Origin of the sequence: Xanthomonas sp. DAR 80977 (assembly GCF_041240605.1) — a bacterium.
GTDB classification, from domain to species: domain Bacteria; phylum Pseudomonadota; class Gammaproteobacteria; order Xanthomonadales; family Xanthomonadaceae; genus Xanthomonas_A; species Xanthomonas_A bundabergensis.
The window spans coordinates 2259880-2272398 of the sequence record NZ_CP162487.1 but is presented as its reverse complement, the minus strand read 5'-3'; the positions used below and the strand labels follow the sequence as shown (position 1 = coordinate 2272398).

Here is a 12519-nt window from a genome sequence, read left to right as displayed (position 1 = left end):
CCGGGCGGCGTCGACACCTGCCGCAAGCGGCTGCGCCTGCATCGGCATTGCCGCACAAGGCGAACTCAGCCGGCGCTGTCGATCCCGGCCAGCATCTTCTTGAGCAGGGTCTCCAGCTGCCCCTGCTCGGCCTCGTCCAGGCCGGCGGTCTCCTCGTCCAGAAACGTGCACACCGCCGGCAGCATGCGTTCGATCAGCGCGATCCCGGCCGGCTGCAGGGTCAAGGTGATCTTGCGCCGGTCCTCGGGGCTGGCCGAGCGCAGGATCAGGTCCTTGCCGCACAGGCTGTCGGTGAGGCGGGTGATGTTGGCCGGCTTCTCGCTCGCCGCCTCGGCCACTTCGGTCGGGGTGATGCATTGCCCGGGCGTGCCGTACAGCATCATCAGGATCTCGTATTCCGGCGGACTGATGCCGTACGCCTTGAGCAGCCCGCAGGCATTGGCGTGGATGCGCTTGTACAGATGCTTGACGAGCCTGACCAGCACGGCCGGCTCGCGCGGGAAGGCGGGATAGCGCTCGCAGGTGAAGGCGACGCGCCGCTCGGTCTGATCAAAACTTCCCATGGAGGATGGAATCGCACGTCGGGGGGTCGAGGCCGCCCATGCTACCGACTGTTGTGCGATGGCAACCAGCCGCCCCGGCTCAACGCGGTGCGCGGTATCCTCCCCGTACACCTTCGGGCGACAGCAGCAATTGCCACAGCTGCGCGCGGCGGCAGCGGAAGGTCGCCATCGACCCGGCCAGATAGAAGCGCCACATGCGCCGGAAACGCAGGTCGTAGCGCTGCGCATCCAGGCGTGGCCAGGCCGCCTCGATGTTGTCGCGCCAGGCCTGCAGGGTGCGCGCGTAGTCGGCGCCGAAGTTGTGCCAGTCCTCGCACACGAAGCGGCCTTCCAGCGCCGCGGCGATCTGCGCGGCCGACGGCAGCATCGAATTGGGAAAGATGTAGCGCGCGATCCACGGATCGGTACGGTGCCGCGAGACGTTGCTGCCGATGCTGTGCAGCAGGAACAGCCCATCGGGATGCAGGCAACGCCGCACCTGCGCGAAATAGCCGCGGTAGTTCTTGTCGCCGACGTGCTCGAACATGCCGATCGAGAAGATCGCATCGAAGCGTTCGTCCAGGGCGCGGTAGTCCTGCAGGCGGATCTCGATCGGCAGGCCGCGGCACAGTTGCCGCGCGTAGTCGGCCTGCGCCTGCGACACGGTGATGCCGACGCCGGCCACGCCGTAGCGCTCGGCGGCGAACTTCAGCGCCTCGCCCCAGCCGCAGCCGATGTCCAGCACGCGCATGCCCGGGCGCAAGCGCAGCTTGCGGCAGACCAGGTCCAGCTTGGCCTCCTGCGCCGCGTCCAGGTCGTCGGCCGCGGCCCAGTAGCCGCAGCTGTAGACCAGGCGCCGGCCGAGCATCGCCTGGTACAGGTCGTTGCCCAGGTCGTAGTGGCGGCGCCCGACCTCGTAGCTGCGTTGCCCGCGCTGCAGGTTGAACAGGCGTGCGCGCACCGCATGGGCCAGGTCGGCGATGCCGTGCACGCGTTGCTCGAGCCGGGCCTCGATCAGCCGCGCCAGCGTCGCGTCCAGCGCCGGCGCATCCCACCAGCCGTCCATGTAGCTCTCGCCCAGGCCCAGCGAGCCCTGCGCCAGCACCCGCGCGTAGAAGCGAGGGTCGTGCACCGCGATGTCGTGGGCACGCGCGCCGCCGACGCGCACGTCGGCACTGGCGAGCAGCTCGACGACACGGCGCTGCAGCGGCCCGGCCATGCCCGCACCCGCTACGCCGCGAACAGCTCCGCGTATTCCGGCGCCACCAGGCCGCGCAGCACGCTGGCCGGCACGTCCACCGACTGCGTGCCATCGGAATACGGTCCCACCTGGTATGGCGGGAACACGAAGCGCAACGCCACGATCTTGCCGGCGGCGTCGACCAGGGGTTGGAACTGGCTGAAGTTCTCCGCTTGCGGCTCGGTTCCTTCGGCGATCATCTTGTCGGCGCTGCGCACCTGTTCGTCGTGGTCCTCCGGCGGCAGCTGCTCGGCATCCACCCGCGCCTGCACCGCCTGGCGCAGTTGCGTGGCGACGTAGTCGGCCACCTGCGCCCAGCCCTTGGGATCGGGAATCAGCGTGTCGGCAGTGAGCATGCGCTGCTGCTGCGGCAGCCACACGAAGCGCGCCACCAGCGGCTCGCCGTGGGCGCCACCGGTATAGCGGCTGCCGTCGGCGGCCACCGCCACCAGTCCCGGCCGTTCCAGCAGCATCTCGAACTGCAGCGACAGCTCGTAGGGCGCGCTGGGACGGTCGTTGCCGAGGCCGCCGACCGCTTCCATCAACTCGCCGCGCGCGGCCTGGGCGTAGCGGCCGACCGCCTCGGCCAGGCCCGGGTAGCGGTTGAGCGCCGGCGGGAAGGTGATGCCGACCACGTAGCTGGGGCTGTGCTCGATCACGTCCTTCAGTTCCAGCGGCGCCGGGGCGGCCGGCACGGCCGCGGCGGCGGGGGCCGCGGCCGGCGCCGGCGCGGCGGCGGGCACGGCGGCCTCGCGCTTGCACCCTGCCACGGCCAACGTCGCCGCCAACGCCAGCGCCGTGCACCGCCATGGATTGTTCTGCCCCGCCTGTGCCCTGTCCCTCACGTCCGCTTCCCCTGTGTCCTGCATGCATGTATGTGATGACGAATTATCGCGCCGCCGCCGCGCCGTGCGCACTCAGCCGAGCAAGTCGGCGTAATCGGGATGGCGCTGGACGAACACCGCCGCATACGAGCAGGCCGGTGTCACCTTCAGGCCCTGCGAGCGCGCATGCTCCAGCGCTGCGGCCACCAGCCGCGCCGCCAGCCCGCGGCCGCCGATCGCGCCCGGCACGCCGGTGTGGGTGATGACCAGGCGCCCGTCCTGCAGCAGGTAATCCAGCTCGGCCTCGTGGCCGTCCAGTTGCAGGGTGAAGCGATGCCGCTGCGGATCGTGTTCGATCGGCGGGAGGGACGCTGCGCTCATGGCCTGGCTCGTGCGACGGAATGCGCAGTTTGGTCGCGCTTGCGCCGCGGCGATGTGAAGCCACGCGCCGCGCTGCGTCACCCGCAGCCGACGCGCTGCGTCACTTCCGGCCTGGCGGCAGGCCGGCGCAGCTCGGCAGCCCCGCCCTGGCCAAGCGCCCGAACCGCGCGACCTGTTCCGGAAATGGTGGCGCCGCCTAAAGTCGCGCCGGGAGCGGCCGCTACCGACCGTGGACAACCGTGCGAACTTGGCACGGGATTTGCGCAGTCCATCACGATGTCATCGAACAGGGGCGATACGCATGAGCGACAACGAACACATCCACGGCGACCACGATGCATCGCTGCTGGAGGGGCTGTACCAACTGGTGGTCAGCGGCCACACCCAGGGCTGGGAATTCGACCAGCTCAACAGCGAGGTCTACGACCGGCTGAAGCAGACCTACGAACACGCCGCCATCGGCAGCGCCCAGGTGCAGCTGCGCGGCCAGCAGGCCGCCTGAGCCGCCTGAACCGCCAAGCGTCACGCCCCGGCCGGGCCGCGACGCGGTCCGCAGGACAGCCTCCGCCGGGCCAGTTCGACTCAGCCGCCGCCGCGCGCACCCCGCGCCGGCGGCTGGATTTCCCGCAGCCGCCGCGACCTCGCCGCGCGGCGATCCGGATCGCCGGTACGACAGCGCCGATCGCGAAACCGCGCAGCCGCTAGTCGCGACCGAAGCGCGGCTGCGCCAGCTGGTCGAGGAAGTGCTGCAGCACCGACGGCTCCATGATCAGCAGGAACATCACCCCGAACGCGGCGCCGGCCAGGTGCGCGCTGTGGTTGATGTTGTCGCCGCCGCGGCGGTCCATCCAGATGCTGTAGCCCACGTAGAACAGCGCGTAGAGGATCGCCGGGATCGGGATCGGGATGAAGAAGAAATAGATCCCGGTCCACGGCGCCAGCAGGATGTAGGCGAACAGCACCGCCGAGACCGCGCCGGACGCGCCCAGGCTGAAGTAGTTCGGGTTCTTCTGGTTCTTCAGGTAGCTGGGCAGGATCGCCACCACCAGCGCCGCCAGGTAGAACAGCGGATAGGTCAGCACGCTGCCGGTCAGCCGCTCCATCAGCCGCTCGATCGGGCCGCCGAAGAAGTACAGCGTGATCATGTTGAACAGCAGGTGCGGGAAATCGGCATGGATGAAGCCGTGGGTCACCAGCCGGTCGTACTGCCTGTGCCGGTCGATCGCCGGCGGCCACAGGATCAACCGGTCGAGCAGCTTGCGGTTGTTGAACGCCGCCCACGACACCAGCACGGTGAGGACGATCAGGATCAGGTTGACGGGGGTGACGGACGGCATGCGGGGGCCTCAGGCGGTGCGGTAGTGGTCGACCATGCGGTAGCGGCGCGCGTACAGCCCGAACAGCAGCGCGGCGACGCAGGCGAAGGCGGCGAAGAAGAACATCAGGAACGCGGTTTCGCTGAGCCCGGTACTGCCGATGTGCGCGGTGACGGTGTCGTTGCGCACCGCCGCGTTGGACAGCAGCACCCACAGGTTGCCGACCGTGGTGGTCAGGTTCCAGAAGCTCATCACCACGCCCTTCATCGACTGCGGCGCCTGGCTGTAGGCGAATTCCAGCCCGGTCGCCGACACCAGCACCTCGCCGAAGGTCAGCAGCGCGTACGGCAGGATCTGCCAGGCGATGGACAGCGCGTCGCCGCCGTCCATGGCCACCTGCAGCGTACCGACCACGATCCAGGCCAGGCCGCTGAAGGCGATGCCGGCGGTCATCCGCCGCAGCGCGGTCGGCTCGTAGCCGCCGCGGCGCAGCAGCGGGTACAGCACCAGGTTGTTGAACGGGATCAGCAGCATCACCAGCGCCGGATTCAGCGCCTGCATCTGCGAGGCGCTGAACCAGTCGGGCATCTGCATCTGCTGGCCCTGCAGCACCCAGGTCGAGGCCTTCTGGTCGAACAGCGAGAAGAACGGGGTCGCCAGCGCGAACACCACCAGCACCCGCAGCACCGCGCGCACGCCGTCCACCGCCGCGTCCGGATGCAGCGCGCGGGCGCGCTCCAGCTGCCACCAGGTGCCGCCGCCGACACCGGCCAGCAGCAGCACCAGCGCCAGGCACAGGCAGATCACGATGCCCAGCGTCGGCAGCAGCGCGAAGCTGGCCAGCGCCAGCGCCACCGCGACGGCGGCCAGCACCAGGCCCGGACGCCGCTGCCCCGGCGCGCGCGCCAGCAGCGCGCTGCGCACCACCTGGGCGAAACCGTGCGGATCCTTCGGCGGCAGCGGCACGCGCACGTAACGGTGGCGCCCGGCCCAGAACACCAGCGTGGCCACGAACATCAGGATCCCGGGAATGCCGAACGCCCAGGCCGGGCCGAGGTTCTTCAGCGCCAGCGGGATCAGCAGCGAGGCGAACAGCGAACCGAAGTTGATGATCCAGTAGAAGGCGTCGAACACCACCTTGGCCAGGTGCTTGTTGGACTGGTCGAACTGGTCGCCCATGAACGAGGCCACCAGCGGCTTGATCCCGCCCGCGCCCAGCGCGATCAGGCCCAGACCGAGGAAGAAGCCGCCGCGGCTGCCCTCGAACAGCGCCAGGCAGGCATGGCCGGCGCAATAGACCAGGCTGAACCACAGGATGGTGGTGTACTTGCCGAAGAAGCGGTCGGCCAGCCAGCCGCCGAGCAGCGGGAAGAAATACACGCCGACCATGAAGCTGTGCATGACGTGCTTGGCCTCGGCCTCGCGGCCGGGCGCGGTCACTTCCTGCAGCAACAGCGAGGTGATCAGGAACTGCACCAGGATGTTGCGCATGCCGTAGAAGCTGAAACGCTCGCAGGCCTCGTTGCCGATGATGTACGGGATCTGCCGCGGCATCCGCGCGCCGGCCGCTGCGCTGGCCGCGCTCATCCAGGAGTCCTCGTCGATCGTTCGCTCGTCACAGGCAGTGGTCCAGGCAAAATTTTCAGAAGGTTACCCGATCGTTCCGGGCGAATCGAACCGTCCGCGACGGCCGCGCCGGCGTGCGGGTGCTTTCGCAATCGGCGCGCTGCACGCATCATGGGGGCCTCTCCCGAGACGGTGCCGCAATGATCCGACCCTGGCTGGTCCCCTTCCTGCTGCCGATGCTGCTGTGCAGCATGCCATTGCTGGCCAGCGATGCGGGCCTGTCCACCGAGGCCGAACGCAGCGGCTACGCGCGCACCGGCCGCTACGCCGAGACCATCGCGTTGTGCGCTGCGTTCGCGCAGCGCTATCCGCAGGCGGTGCGCTGCTTCGATTTCGGCACCACGCCCGAAGGCCGGCCGATGAAGGCGCTGGCGGTGTCCACCTCCGGCGCGCTGGACGCGGCCGCGGCGCAGGCGCGCAAGCTGCCGGTGGTGCTGATCCAGGGCGGCATCCACGCCGGCGAGATCGACGGCAAGGACGCCGGCTTCCTGGCCCTGCGCCAGCTGCTCGACGGCCAGGCCGCGCGCGGCGCGCTGGACCGGCAGGTGTGGCTGTTCGTGCCGGTGTTCAACGTGGACGGCCACGAGCGCTTCGGGGCCTGGAACCGGCCCAACCAGCGCGGCCCGGAGCAGATGGGCTGGCGCACCACCGCGCAGAACCTCAACCTCAACCGCGACTACGTCAAGGCCGACGCGCCGGAGATGCAGGCGATGCTGCGCCTGGTCGAGCAGTGGGACCCGCTGCTGTACGTGGACCTGCACGTCACCGACGGCGCGCAGTTCGAGCACGACGTGTCGGTGCAGGTGGAACCGCTGCACGCCGGCGACGCCGCGCTGCGCGGCGACGGCCTGCGCCTGCGCGACGGCGTGCTCGCCGACCTCAAGCGCCAGGGCTCGCTGCCGCTGCCCTACTACCCCTCGTTCGTGGTCAACGACGATCCGGCCTCCGGCTTCGAGGACGGCGTGGCCACGCCGCGCTTCTCGCACGGCTATTTCCAGCTGCGCAACCGCTTCGGCATGCTGGTGGAAACGCATTCGTGGAAGCCGTATCCGCAGCGCGTGCGCATCACCCGCAACACCATCGTCTCGGTGCTGCAGCAGGTGGCGCGCAACGGCGGCCGCTGGCGCGCCGACGCGCTGGCCGCCGACGCGCGCGCGCAGCAGCTCGGCGGCAAGACGGTGGCGCTGGACTACCGCACCACCGAACAGTCGCGGCTGGTGGATTTCCGCGGCTACGCCTATACCCGCACGCTGTCGCCGGTGTCCGGCGCGCTGATGACCCGCTACGACGAGCGCACCCCGCAGATCTGGCGGGTGCCGCTGCGCGACCGGATCGTGCCCAGCGTGGAAGTGGCCGCGCCGCGCGGCGGCTATCTGGTGCCGGCCGCGCAGGCGGCGCTGGTCGAGGCCAAGCTGCGCCAGCACGGCATCGCCTTCCGCACCCTGGACGCGGACGCCACCCTGCCGGTGCAGAGCTTCCGCGCCGACGACGCCACCTTCGCCGCGCGTTCGTCCGAAGGCCACCAGCGGCTGGCGGTCAAGGGCGCCTGGCAGGCGGAAACGCGCGCCGTCGGCGCCGGCAGCCTGTTCGTGCCGATCGCCCAGCCCAAGGCGCGGCTGCTGATGGCGCTGCTGGAACCGCAGGCGCCGGACTCGCTGCTGCAATGGGGCGAGTTCAACAGCGCCTTCGAACGCACCGAATACATGGAAGACTACGTCGCCGAGGACGTGGCGCGGCAGATGCTGGCCAGCGACCCGGCTCTGAAGGCCGAATTCGAGGCCAAGCTCGAGCACGACGCCGACTTCGCCAAGGATCCGCACGCGCGGCTGGAATTCTTCCACCGCCGCCATTCCTCCTGGGACGCGCAATACCGGCTGTATCCGGTGATGCGTAGCGACGAAGCGCCGTCCTAGCGCCGCACCCCGGCTCTTCCCTCCCCCACTCCCCCGATGCGACTTTCCCTTCTGCTGCTGGAGAGGCTTCACGCCCTGCTATGAAAACGTTTTCAGGACTCTTTTGCCTGGCGCTCGCGCTGGCCTGGCCGGCCTTCGCCGCGCCTGCGCCCGCAACCGCCAAGGACACCCCGACGCTCAGCGTGGTCACGCTGAACCTGTATCACGACAAGCTCGACTGGCCGGCGCGGCGCACCCAGATCGTGCAGACCCTGCGCGCGCTGAACCCCGACGCGATCGCGCTGGAGGAAGTGCTGCAGCACGACACCCTGCCCAACCAGGCGCAATGGCTGGCCGAGCAGCTCGGCTACCAGTGGTACTTCACCAGCGTCGACCCGCCCGGCGCCGCGCAGCGCTACGGCAACGCGCTGCTGACCCGGCGCCCGATCCTGGCGCGCGAGCAGATCCGCCTGAACCCGCTCGACGACAGCCGCAGCGCCGGGCGCCTGCGCCTGGACGTGGACGGCCACGCGGTCAATCTCTACGTCACCCACCTGCACTGGACCGAGGCCGGCGGCGCGCTGCGCGAGCGCCAGCTGCAGGACCTGCTGGCCTGGGTCGACAGGACCGCCGACGGCGCGCCGTCGCTGCTGGCCGGCGACTTCAACGCCAGCGCCGACGCGCCGGAACTGGCCGCGCTGCGCGACGGGTTCGACGACAGCTACGGCCGCCTGCACGGCGCCAGGGACGGCCGCGCCGACAGCACCTTGAACCCGAAGTTCAACCCGCCCAGGCGCATCGACCATGTGTTCTTCCAGCGCGAGCGCTTCGTGCCGGTGAGCAGCCGCATCCTGTTCCAGAAGCCGGACGCCAACGGCGTGTGGGCCTCGGATCACTTCGGCCTGCTCAGCACCTTGCGCCTGGAGCCCAGCGCCGCGGCCGATGCGCAGCGCCCGTGGACCGATCGCGCGCTGGCGCCGGACCGCCGCGCCGCGCTGCTGGTGCAGGCGATGACCCAGGACGAGAAGTTCCAGATGCTGCGCAGCTACTTCGGCCTGGGCAAGGACGGCGGCCCGCTGCCGCCGGGCGCGCTCGGTTCGGCCGGCTACGTGCCGGCGATCGAGCGCCTGGGCATCGCCGCGCAACAGCTGGCCGACGCCGGCGTCGGCGTGACCAACCCGGGCAACGTGCGTCCCGGCGACCACGCCACCGCACTGCCGTCCGGCCCGGCCACCGCCGCCACCTGGAACCGCGAACTGGCCTACGCCGGCGGCGCGACCATGGGCCGCGAGGCCTGGCAGCAGGGCTTCAACGTGCTGCTGGCCGGCAGCGTCAACCTGCAGCGCGATCCGCGCAACGGCCGCAACTTCGAGTACGCCGGCGAAGATCCGCTGCTGGCCGGCGTCATGGTCGGCGAATCGATCCGCGGCGTGCAGAGCCAGCGCGTGGTGTCGACGATGAAGCACTTCGCAATGAACGACCTGGAGACCGGGCGCAACACCCACAGCGCCGACATCGGCGAGCAGGCCATGCACGAGTCGGACCTGCTGGCCTTCGAGCTGGCGCTGCAGATCGGCGAGCCCGGCTCGGTGATGTGTTCGTACAACCGCATCAACGGCATCTACGGCTGCGAGCACGACTACCTGCTCAACAAGGTGCTGAAGCAGGAATGGAAGTTCCCCGGCTACGTGATGTCCGACTGGGGCGGCGTGCACAGCGGCTCCAAGGCGGCGCTGGCCGGGCTGGACCAGCAATCGGCCGGCGAAGTGTTCGACAAGGCGGTGTACTTCGATGCGCCGCTGCGCCTGGCGGTGGCCGGCGGCACGGTGCCGCAGGCGCGCCTGGACGACATGGTGCGGCGCATCCTGCGCGCCTTCATCGCCACCGGCAGCTTCGACCATCCGCCGCAGCGGCAGCCGATCGACGACGTCGCCGGCGGCGCGGCGGTGCAGAAGGTGGTCGAGGAAGGCACGGTGCTGCTGCGCAACGAGCGCGACACGCTGCCGTTGCCGCGCACCCTGCGACGCATCGCGGTGATCGGCGGGCATGCCGACAAGGGCGTGATCGGCGGCGGCGGCTCGTCGATGGTCGGCTTCACCGTCAACGGCGCCAACGCGGTGCCGGGGCTGGCCCCGACCACCTGGCCGGGCCCGGTGATGTTCCATCCGTCCTCGCCGCTGCAGGCATTGCGCAAGGCCCTGCCGGAGGCGCAGATCGACTACGCCAGCGGCGACGACGTGGCCGCGGCGGCCAGGCTCGCGCGCGGCGCCGAGGCGGTGATCGTGTTCGCCACGCAGTGGTCGGCCGAATCGGTGGACCTGCCCGACATCAAACTGCCCGGCAAGCAGGACGCGCTGATCGCGGCGATGGCCAAGGCCAATCCGCGCACGGTGGTGGTGCTGGAAACCAACGGCCCGGTGGCGATGCCGTGGCTGCAGCAGGTGCCGGCGGTGCTGGAAGCCTGGTACCCGGGCATCCGCGGCGGCGAAGCGCTGGCGCGGCTGCTGCTGGGCGAGGTCAATCCGTCCGGGCGCCTGCCGGTGACCTGGCTGCGCGACGTGGCGCAACTGCCGCGGCCGTCGATCCCGGGGCTGGGCTTCAAGCCGGCGCAACCGGCCGGCAGCAACGTCGACTACGCCATCGAAGGCGCCAACGTCGGCTACCGCTGGTTCGCCGCGCGCGGCCTGGAGCCGCTGTACGCGTTCGGCCACGGCCTGTCCTACACGCGCTTCGACTACGCCAACCTGAGCGTGCAGGTGGACGGCAGCAACGTGGTCGCCAGCTTCGACGTGCGCAACAGCGGCGAGCGCGAAGGCGCCGACGTGCCGCAGCTGTACCTGCGCCTGCCGCAGGGCCACCACACGCCGATCCGCCTGGTCGGCTGGGACAAGCTCACGCTCAAGCCCGGCGAAACCCGCCGCGTCAGCATCGTCGCCGAGCCCAAGACCCTGGCCGACTACGACCCGGTGCAGCGCCAGTGGCGCATCGCCGCCGGCGACTACGAGCTGGTGCTGGGCCGCTCGGCGACGCAGGCCGCGGCCAGCGTGCCGTTGCGTCTACCGGAAAGCGTGCTGCCGCGCTAGGAACTGCAGCGCCGCGTGTCTGCGTACACGCGGCGCTGAAGCCGCAGGTCCTAGCATCCAGCGCATGACGCGCACGACCGGGACCCCACGACGACCGCATCGCCTCGGCTGGCTGCTGCTGGCCCTGGTCGCGCACGCGGGCGCGCAAGCGTTGCCCGCGGGCCTGCCGCTGCCGCTGCCGCCCGTCCCCACCGCCACGCTCAGCGTGGTCAGCCTCAACCTCGAGCAGGACCGCAACGACTGGCCCGCGCGCCGCGTGCGCCTGGTCGATGCGTTGCAACGCCTGCAACCCGATGCCATCGCGCTGCAGGAAGTGCTGCAGACCGCGCAGCTGCCGAACCAGGCACAATGGCTGGCCGCGCAACTCGGCTACCACTGCCATTTCATCAGCGCCGACCCGCCGAGCCGGCCGCAACGCCGCGGCAATGCGCTGCTGACCCGCTTGCCGGTGCTGGAGGAAGCGGAAACCTTATTGCACCCGTTCGAGGACTACAGCGTGGCCGGCCTGGTCCGCGTGGACCTGCACGGGCAGCCGGTGAACCTGTACTTCACCCGCCTGCATGCCGATCGCGACGGCGGCGCCAGCCGCCGCGAGCAGGCCGACGACCTGATGGCCTGGATCGATGCCACCGCCGAGGGCGTGCCGTCGCTGCTGGCCGGCGGTTTCTTCGCCGCCGCCGACGCGCCGGAGCTGGCGCCGTTGTCCGCGCGCTTCGGCGACAGCGCCGCGCGCCTGCGCGGCGCCCGCGGCGACGCGGCGCGCACCGGCCTGGATCCGCGCGTGTTCGCGCTCGCCGCGCAGGCCGACCATGTGTTCTTCGAACGCAACCGCTTCCGTCCGCTGCGCAGCGCGCGCGTGCTGGAGCGCACGCCGGGCGCGACCCGCGGCACTGCCGACCCGCGCGGCCTGCTGGTGGCGCTGCAGCCGCTGGATCCGCCGCCGGCCGACGCCATGCCGCCGCTGCCGGTGCCCTGACGCCGCGGCGCGCGGCTGCGGCGCGGCTTGCGCCCGCTACAGCTCGATGATGCCGCGCTTGACCGCGATCGCCACCGCGTGGGTGCGGTCGCGCGCGCCGAGCTTGCACAGGATGTTCTTCATGTGCGCCTTGACCGTCTCCTCGGCGATCGACAGCAGCGCGGCGATGGCCTTGTTGGAGTTGCCCGCGGCCACGCTCTGCAGCACCTGGATCTCGCGCGCGGACAGGCTGTCGCCGAGCAGGTGTTCGGCGATCCCCGCCGCCACCTCGGCCTGCACCTGGCGCCGGCCCTGGTGCACCGCGCGCACGGTCTCGACCAGGTCGCGGCGCAGCCCGCTCTTGAGCAGGTAGCCGCTGGCGCCGGCCTCCAGCGCGCGCACCGCCTGCACGTCGCCGCGCGAGGCGGTGACCACCACGATCCGCGCCTGCGGGAATTCCTTGCGCAGGGCGACGATCACCTCGATCCCGCCCATGCCGGGCAACTGCAGGTCCAGCAGCACCAGGTCCGGGCGCAGCGTGCGGTAGGCCTGCAGCGCCTGCGGGCCGTCGCCGGCCTCGCCGACCAGCTGCAGGTCCGGCTGCGCGGCCAGCACCGCGGCCATGCCCTCGCGCAGCAGCGGATGGTCGTCGACGACGAG

General features: G+C 70.8%; 11 protein-coding genes. 4 read left to right on the top strand and 7 right to left on the bottom strand.

Translation table 11 applies throughout. The features are described from left to right. Nucleotides 1-65: 65 nt before the first annotated feature. The 4 genes from AB3X10_RS09655 to AB3X10_RS09640 form a co-directional block, all read right to left on the bottom strand. On the bottom strand, nucleotides 66-563 hold the full coding sequence (locus tag AB3X10_RS09655; RefSeq protein ID WP_369981086.1) for a MarR family winged helix-turn-helix transcriptional regulator: 498 nt from the start codon (nucleotides 561-563) through the stop codon (nucleotides 66-68). Nucleotides 564-642: 79 nt separating this feature from the next. Then, entirely contained in the window at nucleotides 643-1761 is a 1119-nt protein-coding gene (cfa, locus tag AB3X10_RS09650) for a cyclopropane fatty acyl phospholipid synthase (protein WP_369981084.1), read from the bottom strand. A gap of 11 nt (nucleotides 1762-1772) precedes the next feature. Continuing rightward, entirely contained in the window at nucleotides 1773-2651 is an 879-nt protein-coding gene (locus AB3X10_RS09645) for a DUF3298 and DUF4163 domain-containing protein (RefSeq protein WP_369981082.1), read from the bottom strand. Between the two features lie 48 nt (nucleotides 2652-2699). Then, on the bottom strand, nucleotides 2700-2987 hold the full coding sequence (locus AB3X10_RS09640; RefSeq protein ID WP_369981080.1) for a GNAT family N-acetyltransferase: 288 nt from the start codon (nucleotides 2985-2987) through the stop codon (nucleotides 2700-2702). A gap of 301 nt (nucleotides 2988-3288) precedes the next feature. Between AB3X10_RS09640 and AB3X10_RS09635 the strand changes: the two genes are divergently transcribed. Next, nucleotides 3289-3489 (top strand): hypothetical protein, encoded by a 201-nt coding sequence (locus AB3X10_RS09635; RefSeq protein ID WP_369981079.1) that lies wholly within the window; start codon nucleotides 3289-3291, stop codon nucleotides 3487-3489. Between the two features lie 199 nt (nucleotides 3490-3688). Here the strand turns inward: AB3X10_RS09635 and AB3X10_RS09630 are convergent, their stop codons facing one another. Further along, the gene (locus AB3X10_RS09630) at nucleotides 3689-4324 is read right to left on the bottom strand and encodes a rhomboid family intramembrane serine protease (RefSeq protein ID WP_369981077.1); all 636 of its coding nucleotides are present in this window, start codon (nucleotides 4322-4324) and stop codon (nucleotides 3689-3691) included. 9 nt (nucleotides 4325-4333) lie between these two features. Then, nucleotides 4334-5890, bottom strand: coding sequence for an oligopeptide:H+ symporter (locus tag AB3X10_RS09625; RefSeq protein WP_369981075.1), 1557 nt, complete (start codon nucleotides 5888-5890; stop codon nucleotides 4334-4336). A 179-nt stretch (nucleotides 5891-6069) separates the two neighbouring features. Here AB3X10_RS09625 and AB3X10_RS09620 point away from each other — a divergent pair, with 179 nt between their 5' ends. The 3 genes from AB3X10_RS09620 to AB3X10_RS09610 all read left to right on the top strand — a co-directional run bounded on the left by AB3X10_RS09620 (nucleotide 6070) and on the right by AB3X10_RS09610 (nucleotide 11880). After that, entirely contained in the window at nucleotides 6070-7842 is a 1773-nt protein-coding gene (locus tag AB3X10_RS09620; RefSeq protein WP_369981073.1) for a M14 family metallopeptidase, read from the top strand. Nucleotides 7843-7922: 80 nt separating this feature from the next. Continuing rightward, entirely contained in the window at nucleotides 7923-10904 is a 2982-nt protein-coding gene (locus AB3X10_RS09615) for a glycoside hydrolase family 3 C-terminal domain-containing protein (RefSeq protein WP_369981071.1), read from the top strand. 64 nt (nucleotides 10905-10968) lie between these two features. Continuing rightward, nucleotides 10969-11880, top strand: a complete 912-nt coding sequence (locus AB3X10_RS09610) for an endonuclease/exonuclease/phosphatase family protein (protein WP_369981069.1) — start codon at nucleotides 10969-10971, stop codon at nucleotides 11878-11880. A gap of 36 nt (nucleotides 11881-11916) precedes the next feature. Here AB3X10_RS09610 and AB3X10_RS09605 read toward each other — a convergent pair whose 3' ends face one another. Next, a complete protein-coding gene (locus AB3X10_RS09605) occupies nucleotides 11917-12483 on the bottom strand; it encodes a response regulator (protein WP_369981751.1) in 567 nt (188 codons plus the stop codon). Nucleotides 12484-12519 lie beyond the last annotated feature (36 nt).

What these genes read in the sequence shown, in the direction of transcription:
- AB3X10_RS09655 (WP_369981086.1), bottom strand. Translation starts at nt 563, where the DNA reads ATGGGAAGTTTTGATCAGACCGAGCGGCGCGTCGCCTTCACCTGCGAG.
- cfa (WP_369981084.1), bottom strand. Translation starts at nt 1,761, where the DNA reads ATGGCCGGGCCGCTGCAGCGCCGTGTCGTCGAGCTGCTCGCCAGTGCC.
- AB3X10_RS09645 (WP_369981082.1), bottom strand. Translation starts at nt 2,651, where the DNA reads ATGCAGGACACAGGGGAAGCGGACGTGAGGGACAGGGCACAGGCGGGG.
- AB3X10_RS09640 (WP_369981080.1), bottom strand. Translation starts at nt 2,987, where the DNA reads ATGAGCGCAGCGTCCCTCCCGCCGATCGAACACGATCCGCAGCGGCAT.
- AB3X10_RS09635 (WP_369981079.1), top strand. Translation starts at nt 3,289, where the DNA reads ATGAGCGACAACGAACACATCCACGGCGACCACGATGCATCGCTGCTG.
- AB3X10_RS09630 (WP_369981077.1), bottom strand. Translation starts at nt 4,324, where the DNA reads ATGCCGTCCGTCACCCCCGTCAACCTGATCCTGATCGTCCTCACCGTG.
- AB3X10_RS09625 (WP_369981075.1), bottom strand. Translation starts at nt 5,890, where the DNA reads ATGAGCGCGGCCAGCGCAGCGGCCGGCGCGCGGATGCCGCGGCAGATC.
- AB3X10_RS09620 (WP_369981073.1), top strand. Translation starts at nt 6,070, where the DNA reads ATGATCCGACCCTGGCTGGTCCCCTTCCTGCTGCCGATGCTGCTGTGC.
- AB3X10_RS09615 (WP_369981071.1), top strand. Translation starts at nt 7,923, where the DNA reads ATGAAAACGTTTTCAGGACTCTTTTGCCTGGCGCTCGCGCTGGCCTGG.
- AB3X10_RS09610 (WP_369981069.1), top strand. Translation starts at nt 10,969, where the DNA reads ATGACGCGCACGACCGGGACCCCACGACGACCGCATCGCCTCGGCTGG.
- AB3X10_RS09605 (WP_369981751.1), bottom strand. Translation starts at nt 12,483, where the DNA reads ATGGCCGCGGTGCTGGCCGCGCAGCCGGACCTGCAGCTGGTCGGCGAG.